This window comes from Halomonas smyrnensis AAD6, from assembly GCF_000265245.1.
In the GTDB taxonomy this organism is placed as follows: domain Bacteria; phylum Pseudomonadota; class Gammaproteobacteria; order Pseudomonadales; family Halomonadaceae; genus Halomonas; species Halomonas smyrnensis.
The window spans coordinates 1-19,282 of the sequence record NZ_AJKS02000006.1; the positions used below are offsets into that span (position 1 = coordinate 1).

21 protein-coding genes and 1 pseudogene are annotated in these 19,282 nt (G+C 61.7%); 12 read left to right on the top strand and 10 right to left on the bottom strand.

Annotation, left to right across the window (positions count from 1 at the left end):
* Positions 1 to 68 precede the first annotated feature (68 nt).
* Together UYS_RS0208275 and UYS_RS17970 are read right to left on the bottom strand one after the other, a co-directional pair.
* Complete coding sequence (locus UYS_RS0208275; RefSeq protein WP_016855040.1) at positions 69 to 479, bottom strand: DUF2442 domain-containing protein; 411 nt, start codon at positions 477 to 479, stop codon at positions 69 to 71.
* Positions 466 to 714 (bottom strand): DUF4160 domain-containing protein, encoded by a 249-nt coding sequence (locus UYS_RS17970; protein ID WP_083868104.1) that lies wholly within the window; start codon positions 712 to 714, stop codon positions 466 to 468. The genes UYS_RS0208275 and UYS_RS17970 overlap by 14 nt, the downstream gene beginning before the upstream one ends.
* Positions 715 to 1,099: 385 nt before the next feature.
* Here UYS_RS17970 and UYS_RS0208280 point away from each other — a divergent pair, with 385 nt between their 5' ends.
* Positions 1,100 to 1,687: a recombinase family protein gene (locus tag UYS_RS0208280; RefSeq protein ID WP_016855041.1), complete on the top strand. Its 588-nt coding sequence runs from the start codon at positions 1,100 to 1,102 to the stop codon at positions 1,685 to 1,687.
* Between the two features lie 201 nt (positions 1,688 to 1,888).
* On the opposite strand, the gene UYS_RS0208285 is transcribed toward UYS_RS0208280, so the two are convergent.
* Positions 1,889 to 3,871, bottom strand: coding sequence for a diguanylate cyclase (locus UYS_RS0208285; protein WP_016855042.1), 1,983 nt, complete (start codon positions 3,869 to 3,871; stop codon positions 1,889 to 1,891).
* Between the two features lie 266 nt (positions 3,872 to 4,137).
* Between UYS_RS0208285 and UYS_RS0208290 the strand changes: the two genes are divergently transcribed.
* On the top strand, positions 4,138 to 6,714 hold the full coding sequence (locus tag UYS_RS0208290; protein ID WP_026068428.1) for a sensor domain-containing phosphodiesterase: 2,577 nt from the start codon (positions 4,138 to 4,140) through the stop codon (positions 6,712 to 6,714).
* A 101-nt stretch (positions 6,715 to 6,815) separates the two neighbouring features.
* Positions 6,816 to 7,022, top strand: coding sequence for an antitoxin Xre/MbcA/ParS toxin-binding domain-containing protein (locus tag UYS_RS19050; RefSeq protein ID WP_016855044.1), 207 nt, complete (start codon positions 6,816 to 6,818; stop codon positions 7,020 to 7,022).
* 121 nt (positions 7,023 to 7,143) lie between these two features.
* On the opposite strand, the gene UYS_RS0208300 is transcribed toward UYS_RS19050, so the two are convergent.
* On the bottom strand, positions 7,144 to 8,307 hold the full coding sequence (locus UYS_RS0208300) for a Fic family protein (RefSeq protein ID WP_016855045.1): 1,164 nt from the start codon (positions 8,305 to 8,307) through the stop codon (positions 7,144 to 7,146).
* A 476-nt stretch (positions 8,308 to 8,783) separates the two neighbouring features.
* On the opposite strand from UYS_RS0208300, the gene UYS_RS19055 reads away from it, so the two are divergent.
* Positions 8,784 to 9,299 carry an antitoxin Xre-like helix-turn-helix domain-containing protein gene (locus tag UYS_RS19055; protein ID WP_083868105.1) on the top strand — a complete coding sequence of 172 codons (516 nt, stop codon included), beginning with the start codon at positions 8,784 to 8,786 and terminating at the stop codon, positions 9,297 to 9,299.
* Positions 9,296 to 9,973 (top strand): recombinase family protein, encoded by a 678-nt coding sequence (locus UYS_RS0208305; RefSeq protein ID WP_016855046.1) that lies wholly within the window; start codon positions 9,296 to 9,298, stop codon positions 9,971 to 9,973. Before UYS_RS19055 ends, UYS_RS0208305 begins: the two co-directional genes overlap by 4 nt.
* Before the next feature lie 70 nt (positions 9,974 to 10,043).
* Here the strand turns inward: UYS_RS0208305 and UYS_RS0208310 are convergent, their stop codons facing one another.
* From UYS_RS0208310 to UYS_RS17985, 6 genes are all read right to left on the bottom strand, one after another.
* A complete protein-coding gene (locus UYS_RS0208310; protein WP_026068429.1) occupies positions 10,044 to 10,286 on the bottom strand; it encodes a hypothetical protein in 243 nt (80 codons plus the stop codon).
* Positions 10,283 to 10,912 carry a ParA family partition ATPase gene (parA, locus tag UYS_RS0208315; RefSeq protein ID WP_016855048.1) on the bottom strand — a complete coding sequence of 210 codons (630 nt, stop codon included), beginning with the start codon at positions 10,910 to 10,912 and terminating at the stop codon, positions 10,283 to 10,285. Before parA ends, UYS_RS0208310 begins: the two co-directional genes overlap by 4 nt.
* Before the next feature lie 428 nt (positions 10,913 to 11,340).
* Entirely contained in the window at positions 11,341 to 12,225 is an 885-nt protein-coding gene (locus UYS_RS17980; RefSeq protein ID WP_083868106.1) for a replication initiation protein, read from the bottom strand.
* 608 nt (positions 12,226 to 12,833) lie between these two features.
* Positions 12,834 to 13,763, bottom strand: coding sequence for a DNA-binding protein (locus UYS_RS17140; RefSeq protein ID WP_016855049.1), 930 nt, complete (start codon positions 13,761 to 13,763; stop codon positions 12,834 to 12,836).
* 196 nt (positions 13,764 to 13,959) lie between these two features.
* Positions 13,960 to 14,112 carry a hypothetical protein gene (locus tag UYS_RS18460; RefSeq protein WP_016855050.1) on the bottom strand — a complete coding sequence of 51 codons (153 nt, stop codon included), beginning with the start codon at positions 14,110 to 14,112 and terminating at the stop codon, positions 13,960 to 13,962.
* A 25-nt stretch (positions 14,113 to 14,137) separates the two neighbouring features.
* On the bottom strand, positions 14,138 to 14,605 hold the full coding sequence (locus tag UYS_RS17985; protein ID WP_237738436.1) for a LexA family protein: 468 nt from the start codon (positions 14,603 to 14,605) through the stop codon (positions 14,138 to 14,140).
* Between the two features lie 256 nt (positions 14,606 to 14,861).
* Here UYS_RS17985 and UYS_RS17990 point away from each other — a divergent pair, with 256 nt between their 5' ends.
* The 7 genes and pseudogenes from UYS_RS17990 to UYS_RS0208360 all read left to right on the top strand — a co-directional run bounded on the left by UYS_RS17990 (position 14,862) and on the right by UYS_RS0208360 (position 18,790).
* Positions 14,862 to 15,260 (top strand): MobC family plasmid mobilization relaxosome protein, encoded by a 399-nt coding sequence (locus UYS_RS17990; RefSeq protein WP_083868107.1) that lies wholly within the window; start codon positions 14,862 to 14,864, stop codon positions 15,258 to 15,260.
* Positions 15,229 to 15,639, top strand: a pseudogene (locus UYS_RS19060) (relaxase/mobilization nuclease domain-containing protein); the annotation flags it as partial. The gene UYS_RS17990 and the pseudogene UYS_RS19060, both read left to right, overlap by 32 nt.
* 403 nt (positions 15,640 to 16,042) lie before the next feature.
* On the top strand, positions 16,043 to 16,609 hold the full coding sequence (locus UYS_RS18810; protein WP_016855052.1) for a hypothetical protein: 567 nt from the start codon (positions 16,043 to 16,045) through the stop codon (positions 16,607 to 16,609).
* A 3-nt stretch (positions 16,610 to 16,612) separates the two neighbouring features.
* Positions 16,613 to 16,873 carry a hypothetical protein gene (locus tag UYS_RS18815; RefSeq protein ID WP_016855053.1) on the top strand — a complete coding sequence of 87 codons (261 nt, stop codon included), beginning with the start codon at positions 16,613 to 16,615 and terminating at the stop codon, positions 16,871 to 16,873.
* 635 nt (positions 16,874 to 17,508) lie between these two features.
* Positions 17,509 to 18,087, top strand: coding sequence for a hypothetical protein (locus UYS_RS0208350; RefSeq protein WP_016855054.1), 579 nt, complete (start codon positions 17,509 to 17,511; stop codon positions 18,085 to 18,087).
* A 138-nt stretch (positions 18,088 to 18,225) separates the two neighbouring features.
* Positions 18,226 to 18,513 carry a type II toxin-antitoxin system RelE/ParE family toxin gene (locus UYS_RS0208355; protein WP_016855055.1) on the top strand — a complete coding sequence of 96 codons (288 nt, stop codon included), beginning with the start codon at positions 18,226 to 18,228 and terminating at the stop codon, positions 18,511 to 18,513.
* A gap of 13 nt (positions 18,514 to 18,526) precedes the next feature.
* On the top strand, positions 18,527 to 18,790 hold the full coding sequence (locus UYS_RS0208360; RefSeq protein ID WP_016855056.1) for a HigA family addiction module antitoxin: 264 nt from the start codon (positions 18,527 to 18,529) through the stop codon (positions 18,788 to 18,790).
* Positions 18,791 to 19,282 lie beyond the last annotated feature (492 nt).

Sequence of the window (19,282 nt, forward strand, 5' to 3'; positions counted from 1 at the left end):
CGTAAAGAAACTGCGTAGATCGTTCTATGTGAAGAAAAGGGTGTTACAGGGAATGTGCCTTGAAAGGCCTACGCCTGTACCTTGCGCGGTCGTCCCCCTTTGGCACCATTCGCCCTGGAAGCATGGCTCTTGGCCTGGCTACGGCTGCGCCCCCCTGCGGCGCCCAGCTGGCGAGCCATCCACTGTTTGGAGCCAAACTGCCCTTCCAGGAGAGCGGGCACGTAGAGGTCAGCATCGAGCTGAGGCCAGTGCAGGCCAAGCCCGGAGGGGGACACTTCGATCTCGGCCAAGGCATCCGGTGTGGCATCGTCGAGGCCTTCGACAAGATGCGGAGGAATCGCGAGCTCGAGCCCAGAGTGCAGGCGCACGATCACTCGGCGGGTGCGGCGGTCGTAGCGTGCGGCAACAGCATGGGCATGGTCGCGCTCGGCGGCCATGCGAGCCTCTGCCTGCTGGATGACATCATCAGTAATGGCCATGAATCTCCCTCCATTTGGCACATAACGCCAACAGCTCTTCTGACAGTGCCGACGCGATACGGTTGAGATCCTTCGAGTTGAATTGGTAACTCTCACGCAACTCGGGGGGACCGCTCGGGCAGTGCAGGATGAAGACTGCTTCACCGCCCTTGCCGATGACGTGCACATGCGCCGGTCGATGGTCGTTGGGGTAAATGACAGCTCTCAGGCCATCGAAACGGAGAATGGTTGGCATGAGGGTAGTCTAGCATAAACCCAAGCGGTTGGGTTTATGCTAGATCGGCGCAAGTCAGGAGGAGGAGTACACTGTCTGGCTTCTACCTAAAAGCTGGACAGCCGGTGCCGCCCACAGAGCCCTACCCTATGTCTGCCGTCGCTTCCTCCTGGTGGCGTCCCTGCCCCCAGTCACTGAAAGCTGAACAGTCACTTCCTCGTTGTGCTAACGACGAAGGCTTATCTCGGGTCGTTCCATCACTCGACCATCAGGAGCCGTATGAAATCGCTCTGTCCGGAAAACGATCGTTAGGCGGCCAAGCCGGACAGTGTCCGAGAATAAGCTTGTAGGATGGGTTTGCGGACAATAAGATAGACGGACGGATAAGCGGACAAAAGGGCGGTCCATGGCACTGATCGGCTATGCGCGGGTCTCGACGGCGGAGCAGGACTCCGCTTTGCAGACCGATGCGCTTCTCAAGGCAGGGTGCGAGCGAATCTTCGATGACACCGTCTCCGGGGCCCAGGCGGAACGCCCCGGCCTGACGGCGGCCCTGGAGTTCCTACGCGACGGGGATGTGCTGGTCGTATGGCGACTGGATCGGCTGGGACGCTCGCTGCCGCATCTGATCGAGGTGGTCAGCACCCTGGAGGCGCGTGGTGTCGGCTTCCGGTCGCTGACCGAAGCCATCGATACCACCACGCCGGGTGGGCGGCTAATCTTCCATGTGTTCGGCGCCCTGGGGCAGTTCGAGCGCGACCTGATCCGTGATCGCACCAAGGCGGGACTGGCCGCTGCCGCCGCTCGTGGGCGCAAAGGAGGACGCAAGCCCGTCGTCACCGACGACAAGCTGAAGCGGGCGAGGGAGCACCTGGCGAATGGGCTGAACGTCCGTGAGGCCGCCGCCCGGATCAAGGTCAGCAAGACAGCCCTCTATGCCGCCTTGAAGGCCAGTCACTCCGAAGCCTCGGAGCGCCGAGCAGCCGACTCCTGACACGCTGTGTGGTGGAGGGCCTCGGGCCTGGGGTGGGAATGAAGCGACACTCGGGGCATCATGTGAGGGTGCTAATGTTCAGCAAGCTTGCCCCTGCGTAGGCATTGGCACTGCGCCTCTGGCCAGAGGCGCTTCCCTGATTATTTGCCCTTGTTTGCCCCTGGTGTCGGTCCCGTCACCAGGGGCATTTTTCGTCAGGGGTCAGGCCTCTTCCCATTCCACACGGTTGCGCCCTGTCTCCTTGGCGGCGTAGAGCCCTTGGTCGGCACGCTTGATGGCCGGTTTCAGGGTGGTCTCCCCGGCACACACCAGCGTCACGCCCAGTGAGGCGGTGTAGGCCAGTGTGCCGTCTTCCGTGGCGTCCTGGCCGACCTGGGCGGGGGTGGTGGCAACCGCCTCGCGGAGGCGCTCGGCGACCTGTAGGGCCTGATCGCGGTGGGTATCGGTCAGCAGCACGGCAAACTCTTCACCGCCCATGCGGCACAGCACATCACCATCACGCAGCACCTGGCGGGCCAGCTTGGCGAAGGCCTGCAGCACCATATCGCCCACGTCGTGGCCATAGGTATCGTTGATGCGCTTGAAGTGGTCGAGGTCGACGGCGATCAGCGACAGCGGCGCCCCGCTGCGCTCGGCGCGGGCGATCTCCATGGCGGCTTGGTCCTCCAGGGCGCGGCGGTTGCCGAGGCCGGTGAGCGGGTCGGTGAGCGCCTGTCGTTCCAATCGCTCTTCCAGCGCTTTGCGCTCGCTGAGGTCGAACACCATGGCACGGGAATACTGGAAGCCGTCGTCGGTGACCTGGGCGGTGGCCTGAATCGCCACCGGCAGACGAGTGCCATCGCGACACTGCAGCTCGCACTCGGCACTGCCCTCCTGGCCTTCCCCCAGCACTTGGCGGAAGGCGGCATCGAAGGCCGCGCGGGTCTCCGGGGTCACGAAGTCCCGGTAGCGGCGTTTCTCGATCACCTCGTCAGCGCGATAGCCCAACCACTCCAGCTCGGTGCGGTTGATCTTGATGACCCGGCCATCGCTGTCCAGGGAGTGATAGCCACAGGGGGCGTGCTCGTAGAGGTCCTGTACCTCGTTGGCATACTGGCGGGCCTCGCGAGAGAACAGCAATGCACGCTGCCGTAGCCCGCGGAGCCGGTGGTTGCTGAGGACCCAGAACAGCCCGAAGGCCACTGACAACAGGTAGACCAAGGCGATGGCCAGCGGCTGCACCGGGTTCTCCTTGAGTAGCCCCCAGAGCGTCGGGCGCAGCATCAGGATGCCGAGTCGCCAGGGTTGGGTACCCGGGTCGCTGATGATGGTGCCGGCCTGGCTGCGATAGTGCTGGGTGCGCAGATCGTGGCTGCGAAAGGCGAGCAGGTGGTTCTCCAGGGTGACGGTACCCTGGTTGCGGTCGGACATCGCGCTCCAGGCCGCTGGCCAGTGTGTGGCCACGGGCTGGCCGAAGCGCGCCTCCTGGCCGTCGGTATCGGGCAAGAGCCATCGCCCCTGGGCTCCCGCCAACAGGGCCTCGCCGCGGCTCTCGCGGGCATGCGGCAATGAGGCGGTGAGGCGTGACCAGTCGAGGGTGAACAGCAGCACGCCCAGGCGCTCGCCCTGATCACCGACGATCGGCGTGGCGATATCGATGACGGTGGTCACCGGCGTTTGCTCTGCACCGGAGGCGCCGAGGTGAGGGGAAGAGACATACAGGTCCCGCGCCTGCAGGGCCATGGCCTGAAGGAAGGCGGTCGAGGTGCCATGGTCGACCACCGGTGGCCGTGGTAGCAGCGGGACCGTCGAGGTGGCCACCCACTCACGCCCCTCAGTGTCGACCACCGCCAGGCGCGTATAGCGGCCGAAGTGCGTCAGCAGGGTATCGAACAGGGCCTCCAGCTGCTCCCAGTCGCTTTGCGCCGCCAGGCCCCATGTCGGTGTTTCGGCAGCGTCCTGACGGGACAGGAAACGTCTTAGCAGCGGGTACTCGGCGGTGGCCAGCACCTGGTTGAAGCTTTCATTCATGCCGCGCAGGAGCAGGTCGTATTCAGACGCGAGCAGGGCTTCTGCCGACCGGCGCGTACCGTCGACTCGCTCTTCCAGGTGCGAGACGACGATCGGCGTCAGGGTCAGGGTGACCAGGGATACAGGGAGCAGGACCGCCACCGTCAGGCGGGCCCAGAACGCTTTAATGATCAATGGCGGAGCCTCGAAGCAGGTCAGCCGCAATCCGTGCAGGCGAAGAGTTCACGACGTCAGGAGCAAGGCGAGGCATGCCTGCTCGCCGAGCGCGCGCAAGTATCCAGCAAAAGCCTCGTAGTGTCATCTTCGGTAGACGATATGGCTCGTGAGGCGCGTGTACCTTGCCCGTCAGGACCGGCTCGGCCACTATCCTTCCCATGGAGGGTGGTAAGTGAACCAGAGCGCACGTACCCCCAGGAGAAAGGCGGCATGGAGGCACGGTAGTGCTTAACGAATTAGCGCTGATGGAGGCGCAGCAGGACGTTCATGAACGGATCGCGAAGCAGGTGCCGCTCGAGGAGACTTTGGATGCCATTGCTCGCTGGATCGAGATCCTGTTGCCAGATGGCATCGTGGCCTTCATGCGCTTCGATTCCCGCCGTCAGACCCTGAGCCTCATCCCCAGCCAGCGCTTCTCCAGGGCCTACGAAGAGTGCCTTCAAGCGGTGCCCATCGGGCCCGATGCGGCTTCCTTCGGCAGCGCGGCCTTCTGCCGCGAGCCAGTGGTCACCGAGGACATTCGCAACGACCCGCGCTGGACGCCGTTTCGCGATGCTGCCGATCGAGAAGGGCTAAGAGCCTGCTGGTCCAATCCTGTGCTGACCGCCGAAGGTGAGTTGCTGGGCACCTTCGGCATCTACTTCCGCGAGCCAAAGCAGCCTACCGATACTGGTCGTCGGCGCATGAAGCAGGCCGCGGCGCTGGTGGCACTGGCGATCCTGCGTGACCGCGATGCCTCCAGCCACCGAGCCCTCTCCGAATGGCACCGCTCGTTGTTCGTGAACCACCCCGACGGGGTCTACGAGTTCGACCTGGAGGGTCACTTCCAGCGGGGTAATGCCGCGCTGACACGGATCACGGGGTATCCCGAAGACGCCTTGATTGGCCGGCACTTCAACGAGTTCATTGAGCCTGAGTATCGCGAGCTGACCCTGGCCGGGTTCGATATTGCCCGACAGGGCGGGTCGCACCAGTACGAAACCATGGGCACCCACCGCGATGGGCACCCCTATCGGCTGGAGATCCTCAACTTCCCGGTCTCGGTGGATGGCGAGGTGGTGGGGGTATACGGCGTCTGCCGTGACATCACCGCCCGCAAGCAGGAGGAAGAGGATCGCCTTCTACTGGAGCGAGGCATCCAGGCCACCCCCAACGGCGTGGTCATGGCCGACGCGACCCAGCCCGACATGCCCCTGGTGTATGCCAACGAGGCCTTCTATCGCCTCACTGGATACACGCCTCTGGAGGTGCTGGGCCGCAACTGCCGCTTCCTGCAGGGGCCAGACACTGACCCCGAGGCGCTTGCTGTCATTCGCCGGGCGATCATCGAGCGACAGTCCACCGAGACTACCCTGCGCAACTATCACAAGGACGGCACGCCCTTCTGGAACCACCTCTCGCTGAGCCCGGTGTTCGATGCCGACGGTGCCTGCACGCACTACATCGGCATCCAGCAGGACATCACCCGGCAGCGCGAACAGGAAGCGCAGATCGCCCACCAGGCAAGCCATGACCTGCTCACCGGCCTGCCCAACCGCACCGCCTTCGATGAACACCTTCAGGCGGCCATCGAGCGGGTTCAGGAGGATCAGGGGCTGCTGGTGGTGATGCATCTCGACCTGGACGGCTTCAAGGCTGTCAACGACGGCCTGGGCTATCACATCGGCAACCAGTTGTTGGTGGCGGTCAGCGAGCGTCTGCGTCAGGTGGTGGACGGTGACGCGAGCCTGGCTCGTATGACCGGCGACGAGTTTGCTTTGCTACTGCCTGGCCTCGACAGCCGCCAGGCCGGGGTCGAGATGGCCGAGGACGTGCTGAGTGCTCTGGCGCAGCCGTTCTTGATCGAGGACCGTGCCCTGCACATCAGTGCCAGCATCGGCATCGCCTGCAACTGTGAGAGCGTGGCGTATTCCTATGAGCTGATGCAGCGTGCCGATCTGGCGGTCGGCGATGCCAAGCAGCAGGGGCGTAATACCTGGTACTGGTATCAGGGCGACCAACATCGCGGTACCGAAGAGGCGGTGCTGTTGCGACACGATCTGCACACGGCACTGCGCCAAGATCAATTCGAGCTCTACTATCAGCCGATCGTGGAGGCGGTGAACGGACGTATCCGCGGCATGGAGGCCCTGATCCGTTGGCACCACCCCGAGCGTGGGATGATCTCGCCTGGGGTGTTCATCCCGCTGGCCGAGCAGACCGGCCAGATCATTCCCCTGGGGCGCTGGATCCTACGACGTGCCTGCCAGGACGCCGCGGCGATGCGTGCCGCAGGCGGGCTCGGGGGGCCGGTTGCCGTGAACATCTCCTCACTGCAGTTTCGCCGTGACGGCTTTCTGGCCGACGTGAAGGCGGCTTTGGACGATGCCGACTTGCCGCCCGAGCTACTGGAACTGGAGGTCACCGAGAGTGTGCTGCTTGACGGCGCCGAGCAGGCCATCACGCTGATCAACGAGCTCAAGGCGCTGGGGATCCGGGTCGCGCTGGACGACTTCGGTACCGGCTTCTCCAGCCTCAGCTACCTGCGCGACCTGCCGATCCACAAGGTCAAGCTCGATAGGGCCTTCATCCAGGACATTGCCACCAGCCGCAGCAACGCCGCCATCGTGCAAGGCATCATCACCATGGCCCATCACCTGGACCTGACGGTGGTGGCCGAAGGCATCGAGGAGCGGGAGCAGCAGCAGGACCTGATCCGCCGCAACTGCGACTTGCTGCAGGGGTTCTACTTCGCCAGGCCGATGCCGCGGGAGGCCATCATAGAGCTTACCGGGCAGCTTCCGGTACCTGTGGGGCTATGAGGTAGGTCGCGGGGCCTCTTCAGCAGTGTCCTATGGCCCTCTCTCTGGCCATCATGTAAAGAAAACCAAGGTTTGTTTTCCTATCTACAAACGAGGTTGCCATGTCTCGTAATCCCCACGATCGCATCCTCGCCGTGACCGACTTAGCGGCCTCTGTTTTTGAAGACCGCGAGGCAGCCATCACCTGGATGAACCGCCCCAACGCCGCCCTAGGCGAACAACCCCCCGTCGTGCTTTGCGAAACAGAACTAGGGGAGCGGCAGGTTCGCCGGCTCCTCCAGGCCTTGAAGTGGGGAGGGGTGGTGTAGGGGCTGCTTTATCTTTGACCCGCTGAAGGTACCCATGGATATCCTCAGCCTGCACTTTCTCGGTTCTGACATCTATCAGCATGCCGTATAGCGTATAGGTTATCGCGCCCAGTGAAGGCTCCTACCGCTCCTTACCTTGGCGGAATTGCTCCGGCACCTGGTAGCGCGTACTGCGGCCCCCTCCAGGCATTTTCATCAAGCAGCCCTGCTCGACCATGTCAGCAAGGTGGCGGGTTGCGGTTGCCTTACTGACCTTGGCGACTTTCTGGTACTGCGACGCACTGATGCCGTGTTCGAAGCCTCTCTCACCACCGTCCAGCAGGCGGTTCAGCACCTTCACTTGCTCGGGCAGCAGGTATGCCTCCCTGAAGTGTTGCCAGAAGCGGGCCTTGGCCAGCGTCCGCTCTACCTGGTCCAGAACGTCCAGCAAGGTCGCGTCCAGGACCTCCAGGAACCAGACGAGCCAGGCTGTCAGGTCGGGCGTGCCCCGCTGACTCGACTCCAGGCAACGATAGTAGTCGGCGCGACGCTCCAGAATGGCCGCTGACATGGCATACAGACGGATACTCTGCTGATCTGCCTGCGCCAGGGCTCGGTCGGCGATGGCTCGGGCAATCCGGCCGTTGCCATCTTCAAACGGATGCAGCGTCACAAACCAGAAGTGTGCCAAGCCCGCCCGAACCAGGGGGTCTAGCGTGGGGTCATGCCGGCTGGACTCGAACCACGCGAGGAACTGGCCAACCTCATGCTCCAACCCCTCTCGCGGCGGTGCCTCGAAATGGACCTTGGGACGATCGAGGCGACCCGAGACCACCTGCATGGGCTCTACCCCGCGCCACTGCCCGGGCCTCAGCGTGGTCAGGCCGGCGTCAGCATCAGGGAACAACCATCGATGCCACTGAAACAGCCTTTCGGCGTCCAACGGCGTGTCAGGCTTGAGGGTGGCATCCAGCATCAGCTCCGCCAGGCCTTCGGAACGCGGTGAGGTCGTCCCCTCCGCTTCCTCTACGCCAAGGCGCCGGGCCAGGGACGAGCGGACTGAGGCTACATTGAGCCGCTCCCCTTCGATGGCCGAAGACGTGACGATGCTCTGCAACAGCGTGTCCAGGGCGGCTCTCGCTTCGGCGTCCTGATCGTCCGTGGGCGTCAGGGCCCCAGTCCGGCCGACCAGGATACCGAGATCCCGCCAGCACGCCTGCACTCGAGGCTGGATCTCAGCGGCTCGCCATGTGAAGTATGGCCAGTCCGAGTGCTGCCAGATCCACGTCGTGGTGTGATCGGTCATCCCAGGTCTCCAGAGGGGCGGTAGAGCCGGCTAGCACCTTTTCGGCTCATTTTATGAGTCGAATAATGATCGTTTTCGACTCACCTGGCAAGTCTCTGGAGCTTTGGCCCTGGGGGCTGTTAGCCGCCTCCCCTGATGGAAAGCGATAGGTCGGGCGCGAGACCCTATTCTGGTGTGGCCCTCAATATGCGATCATCATGCAAAGAAAACGAGGGTTTTCTTCATGCCTTTCTCTCGGAGGAACTACAAGGGTGTGGCTTAGGCAACGTACAGAATGTGGCTTGACCAACGTTGCGCAGTAGAGCGACAGGCCCTCAGTCCCCATGCCGGGCGATTAGCGCTGGGTGATGGGGCGCTAACTAAGCCACGTCCCAGACATCTGGGGTGTAGCTTCCAGCTACCCGATAGCGAACAGTGGCGGTTAGGGAGTGAGGCGCGTTGTCTAAACCACAGTTTGTTTTCTATGAGGTGTCGCGATGACACGCGAGGACGGAGCGCCTAGCCATGCTGCTGAGGGAGCTACCCCCGATAACCCCCGAGATCGCCTGAAGGGTTCGGTGCAAGGGTACCAGGAGCCGTTTGAGCCAGTGGGCCTCGAGGATTGGGAGGCACATGACAATCATGCTGCCATTAGCGCGGCTGTACTGTGGACAATGCCGAGAATTGCTCGCGCGTGGAGGTGTTCTGATGAGGAGATGGCGGCTCTCCTGGGGCTGGGGTTGACGACGTACCGTGCATGGTCAAGCGATCCCTCCCGGGCAGCTTTGGATGGAGAGCAACGCGAGCGAGCATCTCTACTGCTGGGGATCTACTCGGCTCTGGAGACCCTGTTTCAGTCGGCCGATCGCCAGTGCCGGTGGCTACATCATCCCAATCAGGGGTCGCTCTTCCAGGGGAGAGCGCCAATGGAGCATCTGCGCCATGGTGGGCTATACGCCTTACGTGAACTCCGGGCATACCTCGACGCTGAGCAGCAGGGAGGCTTTGCATGATCATCGGCTACGCGCGAGTCAGCACGCAGGACCAGAACCCCCAGTTACAGCGTGATGCGCTCGAGGAGGCCGGCTGCGAGCAGGTCTTCGAGGAGCGTGTCACCGGTACCAAGCGGGAGCGTCCCGAGCTGCAGGCCTGCCTGCGTACCCTGCGCGACGGCGACACCCTGGTGGTATGGAAGCTCGATCGGCTGGCTCGTTCGCTCAAGGACCTGGTGGAGCTGATCCACGACCTCAACGAGCGCGGTGTGGGCTTCCGGTCTCTGACCGAAGCTATCGATACCACCAGCGCCGGCGGCAAGCTGGTGTTCCATATATTTGGCGCTTTGGCCGAGTTCGAGCATAGCCTGATCCGGGAACGGACCCTCGCTGGCCTGGCAGCGGCCAGAGCCCGTGGCCGCAAGGGAGGGCGCCGCCCGTCCATGTCGACCGCAGACGTGCGCAAGGCGGCGGCGATGTTAGCTGACCCTGAGATCACCAAGACCGAGGTGGCCAAGCACTTTGGTGTCAGCCGGGTAACCCTGAATGCATCCCTGGAGCGCGAAGGGCTGGCCAAGTCCGCGAACCACCCCAAGCTCGCGCAGCTGCTGGCAGAATGCGATCCTGATGCGCCAGAGCTGGAAGAGCTTCGCGCTTGGCAGGAGGCGCCGGCCGTAGGGCGTGAAGAGCTATAGAAGTGCCTGATCTTGCCGAGCCTTTCTTCCTTTCGCGGGTGGAAGATTACGCTTTTCTTTATATGCGATTCTACGATTTACCGTATTTCTCCATCAGCAGTTCTCTGACCTCATCGGCCATCTTGCGGCCACGCATCGCACAGTCGGCTTTGAGCTTGGCATGGAGCTCGGCAGGGATGTCTATCGTAAGGCGTTTCATCGGATCCTTAGGAGGCTCATGATTTCTGGAGCCAACCCAAGCATCCACGACAGTATCTTCAGCGGACTTCTTGGCAGAGGGCTTTCCACCGATAGAGACTTTTTTGCTGCTCATGCGAAACGCTCCTGTAGTTCTTTCACCACCGCCTCAATCTCGTGTGAGGCAACACCGTCGCGGTCCTGCTCATAGATAGCCTTGCCGACAGCCGCCGCCTCTGCGAAGGCCACTCGTTGGACGATGCTGGCCTCGAGGGTTGGTAGGTCATAAGCCTCCAAGGCCTCGCGAACATCGCGCCCGATAGCGGTATTGGCTATCTTACGGTTAATCACAAATACAGATTTCAAGTTTTCTTTAAATACAGATGCTTCCTGGACGAGCTTCACCACCTCATCGGCGGCCCAGATGTCGTAGGGGGAGGGCTGCACGGGGATCAGGATGATGTCGCTGGCCATGATCGCGGAGCGAGCTAGATCTGTGACTCGGGGTGGACCATCGATCACGATGGCGTCGTACCCTTCACCCACTACGGCCAGCTCTTTGTGGATACTGGGCTTGGGCAGACCAACGACAGCGAACAGAGGATCTTCTTCTCGGGCTGCTGCCCAATCCAGTGCGCTACCCTGGGGGTCTGCGTCGATCAACAGCACCCGCTTACCGGTCCGAGCAAGCGCTGCGGCGATATTGACGGATAGCGTCGTTTTGCCGACGCCCCCTTTTTGGTTAAGAACACCAATAATCATCGGGCTTCCTCATGGATTTACATTTCTTTAAAAGTGTAATTGATATTTTAAAGAATTACGACAATAGCAGCAGCCTGGGGGCTGGTGGCCACTATGAGCGGACGTGGACCGCCATTCTGTCCCTATATGTTGTGTGCAACAGATAGCAGCCAGGGGGGAGGAGGCCAGGGAGGCCACTATGAGCGGACGTGGACTGCCATTCTGTCCCTATATGTTGTGTGCAACAGATAGCAGCCAGGGGGGGGAGGCCAGGGAGGCCACTATGAGCGGACGTGGACCGCCATTCTGTCCCTATATGTTGTGTGCAACAGATAGCAGCCAGGGGGGGAGGCTAGGGAGGCCACTATGAGCGGACGTGGACCGCCATTCTGTCCCTATATGTTGTGTGCAACAGATAGCAGCTCAAAGATAGGGCTGGCGAGCGATGCCTACGATCTTTTGGCTTTCGCATGTTGCGCACGCAAGCGGCGGGCGACATCGCTGTATTCTTCTCCTGGCTTGGCGGAATTATCCAAAATGTATTTAGGATATCCATATATCATATCGCTGTTAGTTGAGTTTGCGATATTTTTTACGCATTTACCTTCTTGTTGTAGTTTTATTTTCTCTTTCTTTGGTTTGAATTTGAACTGCAGATGGGTGACCTGACGACCTGTTTTTCGCTGGCCCCATTTGATTGTTAGGTCGCTATGAGCATTCACATCCTTCACTGCGGGCTCAATGACTCGTCGCTTCAGGTCGCGGATAGAGGGATACTTGTCTTCTAACTGCAGGATGTAGCGTAGCCAGTCGACTTCCACCTCACGTTCGCCGCGGCCCCTCCACTGGACCAGCAGCTCATACAAGCGTACTCCGTAGCTACTGGTCATTCCTGAGACGTTCTGCAAGCGGTACTGACTAAATTCCGCTGTCAGCTGACTGAGGTAGGGGAGAATATCCTTGGCAAACCTAATCTCCACGGCCCCTTCATCCTCACGATAGAGGATGCTCTGTACCCAGCGGGTCAGCAGTATACGAGGTCGAGATCCTTTGCCATTGGGATACTCGGTGATCCGAATGGTCTGCTCCCACAGCTTCGCTGAAGCCTGCTTGAGAGCTCTATACTCATGGTTAGCTTTGAACCCACCCATATCCGCTAGTGCGTTAGCTGTGACGGTATAGCAGACATCATCGGTGATGGCCTCATCCCGCCGGACCTGGGCGATCGCCGCTAAGATCAGCTTGCTCTCGGCGACAGTGAGGCTATGGGCAGCTTCAATGAGAGCATTGGATTTGACGACAAGGTCGGTACCGGAGGTGTTGTAGTTCGGCATATTGGCTCGCCCCGGATTATAGTGTGACATCATCATAGGACATGTCCCTTAATGATGTCACACTATGGAGCCATTTTGTCCCTCCGCCAAGAGCCATTCTGTCCCACTTTCGGAGCCATTCTGTCCCATCTTTGCAGCCATTTTGTCCCTTTTAACTCATATAACATTATGTTTTTAAAAGGATATTTTCGTCCTAAAAGGTGAAAAGGCGAAAAGGAACAGAAAAGCGCTACGCGCTCTCCTACCCTCCGCTCGTTCCTCGCTCCGCCCCCGCTTCGCGGGCCTAGACAATGGCGCGCCAGAGGCGCGGCTTGCGGGCGCTTTCGAGCCGCTCCGCGGCTGCGCGCCCTGAACGGCGCAGCCTGGCCGCTAAAGTGACAAGCTTCAGAGGGCCGCACTCCCACCCCGTGCGAGAACGAAGGCGCTACGCGCCTAGGTTTAGCAGGAAGGAGGGCCATCCACGCTCGACGGCTAAAGCTAATATCTGTGGCGCTACCTCGTCATTGACGGCCTCAAGGAGGCGGAATCCGCATCCTGGTGGTACGGATCCCCCATCGTCGCAAGGTCTATCGCTGACGCTGCCCAAGGAGCCACTCCAAGACCTGGTTCTACTCCCCCAGCGGCAGCTGGCCTTGATCTTCCTCCCGACGTTTCTCCTGGCGGCTCTCCAGGGCCTCCATACGGGCTGCTAGGGCCTCACCCTGCACCTCGGCCTTGGTCCGACCCTTTTCGGCCTCCTGTGCGCGTTGCTGGGCGGCCTGGAGCTGTTTTTCCAAGGCGGCCAGGCGCTCCCGGTACTCGTCACGCTGTTCGACCAGGGCCTGGCGGTGTCCCTGGGCGTCTTGCTGACGGGCTTGCCGCTCCTCCTCGAGCGTCTTGGCGCGCTCTTCAGCCTGCTGTTGGGCGGCCTCAGTGCGGGCTTCGGCCACCGCCAGGGCGCGCTCGGCCTCGATACGCGCCTGATCGGTCTGCTTGGCCTCGCGTTGTGCCGCGATGCGCGCCTCTCGCTCCTCGTCACGCTGTTCCTCGAGGGTGGTCACCCGGTTGCGGGCCTCGGCCAGTTCCTGCCGGGCGTCGTCGCGTTGGCCCTCCAGCTCCCGCACTCGCTCGCGGAACTCGGCCAGGGCGCTGCGCGCCTCGTCGCGCTCGCCGGTGACGCGATCGCGCTCGCTCTCCAGGGCCTCCACCCGACCACTCAGCTCCTCGACCTGCTCCTCCAGCTGCTCGCCGGTGGCGGCCAGCTCGTCGGCGGTGTGCTGTGCCTCCAAGGCGTTCTCCTCGGCCTCGGCGCGGGCCGCGGCGGCTTGGCGTTCCAGCTCCTCGGCGAGGGCGGTGGTCAGCTCGTCCGGTAGGCGGGCGGCGCGGCGCTCGGCCGGCGCCTGGGTGGCCCGCCACGCTTTGAGGTGGCGGTGGATGGTGTTGGGCGACCCCGTGCCCAGCTGCTCGCGGATGCGCTGGATGCTGGGCTTCTCGCCCTGTCCCACCAGGGCGTCGGCGACGGTGGCGACCTGCTCGTAGGTGATCCCGGTGCGTGCCATATCGTATCCCTCTCGGCTGTATCATATATTGTATTTCATATTATATGTTATACAGTACAAAATACAATACAAAATACGGATATGCTACGAAATACCCCGGCAGCGGGGCGTGTCGCCGGTGGCCAGGCACGAAAAACCCCGCCGTAGCGGGGGTTGCGGGTCGGCGAGCTCGCCTGATGGGGAGGTGAGGTCGGCGTCAGGGCGTCGGCTGGCCCTGGGTGTCCTCCCCGCGAGCCAGGCGCCGCTGGCGGGTCTGGTGGGCGTTGCGCTCGATCTGCACGTAGGTGAACAGGCACACGCCGGCCATGAACACGGCGAAGGCCACGATCATCCAGCTGAATGCGGTCATACGCGTCTCCTGGGGTAGGGGAAGATCATCGGTCCATTATGCCTGGCCGGCGCCCAAGGCGTGGACCACATGGGTCACCACTCCCCACACCTCGGCGTCCTGGTTCATCAGGGGGGATGGGGCGATAACGCGGGTTGCTGGCGGTGAGGTAGGGACGTTGGCCGAGGTGCTCGAGTCGCTTCACGGTGAGCTCCCCATTCAGTGCCACGATCAGCACCCGACCGGGCCGAGGTTCGAGGCTGCGATCCACCACCAGGAGGTCGCCGTCGTGGATCCCGTCCCCCTGCATCGAGTCGCCCTCGGCGCGCACGAAGAAGGTTGCCGCCGGCCGCTTCACCACATGTGCGTGCAGGTCGAGATCGACGTCCAGGTGGTCGTCGGCGGGGCTGGGGAATCCTGCGCGCACGTGACACCCGAACAGCGGTGTCGTGTGTGAGGTGACCTCCGGCGTGGCACTCCCGAGGATGGTAGCGGTGACAAAGTCGGCCGACATGGGTGACTCCACATAACTGTATTTAATCACAGTATCGGGAGGTTTTTCCCGAGGAGCAAGAAGGGGGCCTCCCTTCGGCTCCGGGCCATTCCCTACGACCCCCATGTGATCTGATAACCTGAAGATGGCTTGGTAGCCAGCCTACCCTGTCAGACAAAACCGCTAACGCGGTTTTTCTCGCTGACGCTCGCTGACAGGGGCTGGCGGGGGGCTTCGCCCCCTCGACCCCCGAACCTCAACCCCGTGAGGATCCCCCATGGACGATCTCCCAAAGCGACCTCCACCGCTGACGCAGAGAGTCACTCTCCGGCTGCCCGCCGACACCGCCGATGCTTGGCGACACCAGGCAAAGGCCGCGGACATCACGCTCAGTGATTGGGTGCGTCGACGCGTCGATGGCGGCCATGCGGTACCGGCAGTGAAACCACGACATCCGCGCCGACTACGCACCCTGACGGCCGATCCTGTTCTGCTCCGACAGCTGGCCGCTATCGGCAGCAACCTGAACCAGATCGCCCGCGTGCTGAACTCGGTCGGCCTGACGCCCGGCGATCACGCGGAGCTGCTCGCCGAGCTGGCCGCCATCCAGAGCGAGCTGCACCGCCTGGCCGAGCTGCCTCGGTATGCCTCTGACGACCAGGGCGAGGAGGTCTAGCGTGCATATCAAATTTTTGCGCCATGGCCAGGGGAGCGCCGCCGGCGCGGTGCGCTACCTCCTCCAGGAGCATGACCACACGGGCGAGGTGCGGGCCGAGGTCACCGTGCTGCGCGGGGATCCTCACCTGGTTGCCCAGGTGGCGGATGCCTCTCCCCACCAGTGGCGCTACACCAGCGGGGTGATCGCCTGGGCACCTGGCGACAACCCCACACCTGATGAGATATATACCGTTATAAAAGAGTGGGAGGACACGGCATTCGCGGGTCTCTCTCCCGACCAGTACGCCACCTGCGCCGTGCTGCACCGTGACGACGATGGCACGCCGCATATCCATACGATCACGGCGCGTGTCGAGTTGACCTCGGGGAAGGCGTTCAACATTGCGCCTCCTGGTCACGAGAAAGTTTTCGACCCGCTGCGTGACGCCTGGAACCACGCCCAAGGCTGGGCGCGGCCCGACGATCCCGACCGCGCCCGGTATGTGCAGCCCGGCAATGAGGCACTCCCACGTAGCGATGATCCGGACAAAGAGGAGGAGCAGAGCAAGCCGCCTCACAACCGACACCCGCGTAGCCGTAGCGACATCACTCGGCACATTGAGACCCTGGCCGCCGAGGGGCTGGTGACGAATGCCCAGGAGGTTCGCCAAGAGCTGGCCGAGATCGGTGAGATTACGCGAGCGAGCCATGCCTATGTCAGCGTGCGACCACACGGTGAAACAAAAGCCATTCGACTAAGAGGAGAGATATTTCGTGGCAACTGGACCATCGAGCAAACCCTTGAGCGAGAGGCTCGCCGAGCGCAAAGCGCAGCAGCTGGGCGCGCTGGAGCAATCGACCCAGGAGCTGCTGAACGAGCACGAGAGCGCCTTGCAGCAGCTACTGAACGACGCGCGGCGTACCACCGAAAACGCTATCCGCGAGCAGAGCCACCAGCTGGACACGGCATTGAACAACGCCGCGGTGCAGCAACGGCAGCAGCTCGAGGCGATCGAGCAACGCTTGTCGATCGCGGCGACCCAAGCCGAGCGGCTGAGCCGGGTGGGTGGGCTGCGCAGCTGGACACGCCCCCTCGCAATCACAGCCGCGGTGATGATCGCCGTGGGGGGCGTGACGGCGGGAGGCCTGCTGCTGACCGACCGGTTGATCAACAGTCGCCTGGAGCGTCTGGCCATGCTGCAGGAGGAAATCCAGCGGGCCGAGCAGGTACCGAGATTGCCCCAGGGCGTCGAGATTCGCGGGATCCAGGGAGGAACCTATCTGGTGGGGATCGACCCACGCGCAGCCTGGACCGGGAGCCTGCAGAACGGCACACCGGTGATCGAGTTGACCAACACGAGGGATTGACCCGTGACGGAGCTAGAGACACTGCTGTTGAGGCAGTTAGAGCAGCAGCAGCACGACTCAGAGCAGCTAGTGAACGGGCTGTCAGAGCAGCTCGACAGACTGCAGACAGCGCTGAACGAGCAGCACGCAGAGAGCCGAGCACTGCGCCGGGAGCTGGAACACAGCGACCAGCAGAACGCCGAGTTGATCGAGCGTCTGACAGAGCGCGTCGACGCGCTCACGACACTGCTGGACGGTTTGAAGACACGATTGAGCAAGCTGTGACGGCCTATGAGGCCTGGACAGCACGGCAAAAGCGGCGAGATTGGGAGGATCGTGAAAAGCGCCGCCAGGAAGTGCCAGCTGCGTTGCGAGAGAGTCTCGGAGAGTCGACAAAGACGGGGCGAACGGTTGAGGAGGGGAGTAAGTCTTCACTGGATCGAGGTCATGGCTCGGGCGTTAGCAGCCCCGGCAGCCGTGGGCCGGGGCTAGGATAGTCCGGTCGACATGGTTACAGCTCTGCCAACGTAATATAGGAGGCGCGCGGCACGAGCAGTGAAAACGTCTCCAAGTGGGCCACGCGCCTGATTACGTCGTCTGGCTCGCTGGACGGGCGTAACCTGACACCGACTAGGGCGTGCCCGGGCTGGTAAGGCGGTGTTGTGGTGCTGAAACCGGCATGGCGATCCAGCAGCAGGACATTCCAGAATCCACCTGAGCCAAACACTCGATACCAGCCGCCATTATTCATGAGGCGGTTGTTATACCGTTTGGTACGCAACGCAGTATCGCAGTAGTGGTGTTGTAAAGACCTTCGATCCGACCTGCACAGGTGGAGTCGTCTGATCCAGTGAGAGAAAATGTTGTTGTAATACCCTAAAACACCTATGCTTTAGGATATTGAAACAGGATGATTGCACATGTCGATTAGCCAACACGTTCAGCGCGAGATCACTCTCTATGACACCGTCGCGCGTGATGCTTATGCCGACTACGCGAAAGCGCTGGCCAGCACGGGACGGTCACCTAGCGGACGGATGGACCCGGTGGCGATGGAGAGTGGTGCGATGTTAGAGGAAGTGCGACGTTCTTCGGGGCGACTGGGAGCAACGCTCGGTGCGGCCAGCAAGGCCGCTATGCGCAGTACCCTGTTTGCTGCCCTGGAAGAGGCCCGGCGCGAGGGAGCCGATGTGACGCCGACAGCTGCACTGCATGCGGCGGAGCGGGTTATCGGCCGTGGGGTGTCGATGCGCGCGGCCAATGCGGCATTTGGTCGGCCAGGACGAACTGCTGCCGACAAGACGTCGCTGGAGCCGGCAGAGCTCGCAGAGCTGGAGGAAAAGGTTCGGCAGGAGATCCAGCACCTGCGTGACGAGCTCGGCCGCATTCGTGATCATCACCGACAGCGGTGGCGCGACTCTCCACAGCGTGATGCGTTGCTGCAGGAGTGGCGTGATGCTCTGGGAGGAGCCTCGATCAAGCCTCTGTTGGAGGTGTAGGGTGAGCAAATATACCCTAATGCATAGTATTTTTAGGATATCAGTAAGTCACTCGAGACGAGATGGCTGCGATTATTCAGCTACCTGTGAAACGCATAACGTTATCCGTTATACTGAGTGTCGACGTAGCGCAGGGGGATGCCCGTGATCAAGAGCTTCAAGGACCGTCACACCGAGACGATCGCTCACGGTAACGTGTCGCGTAAGCTACCCCAGGGGATGCAGCGCAACGCCTTGAAGAAGCTACGTCAGCTGGAGGCCGCAGCGGCCCTTGAGGACTTGCGGATCCCCCCGGGGAATCGCCTGGAAGCGCTGCGTGGCAACCGAGAAGGGCAGCACAGCATTCGCATCAATGATCAGTGGCGTCTGTGCTTCCGTTTCGAGAACGGTGATGCCTATGACGTGGAGATCGTCGATTACCACTGATGGAGGTAAGACCATGACCGGCAAACTGCCCAATGTGCATCCTGGAGAGATCCTGTGGGAGGACTTCATGGAGCCCAACGGACTGACCAAGCGAGGGCTGGCCGCCGCGATTGGCGTGCCGGCTACGCGGATTGGTGAGATTACACGGGGGCGTCGTGGCATTACCGCGGATACCGACCTTCGCCTGTCACGTTACTTCGGTACCACCGAGGGCTACTGGCTTCGCCTACAGAACGCCTATGACCTGGAAGAGGCACGCCGCCATATGGCGGCATGAGCGGCAGCCGCCTCGTTGTCTGGCACATCCGCGAGCTGGTGGGGCCATGCGGATGAGTAATGCCATAAAATATATATGTTTTAGGATATAAACATGTTGGTATGCGGCGCCAAATGTCGCATTGCCGTGGTAGGACCCTTGAGGGTAAGGGTAAGAAAATCGTCATAACCAATTGATAATAAATGATTATCATCTTTTATCTCGAAAAGCGTAAAGCTCAGCGGCGATTGGTAGGGAACATCTGAATGCAAAATCGCGCTACTCCTAATGCATTTTATCTAACTCTAATACATAAGCTGTTGTTTTAACGCKTTTTTATTTWRGGGGTAGCGGGGTGTGTGACTTTTGAATGTGGGCTGGTGGTGTAAAGGGCGCTACGCTTGCTACTGCTACAGCAGGGTGTCTGAGGTCGCGAAATAGCGTGCGGTGCTGATCTCGCTGGTACTCGGTAGAAAATGGCGTACCCCGCATGGCACAGGGCGCTCCGGCCGG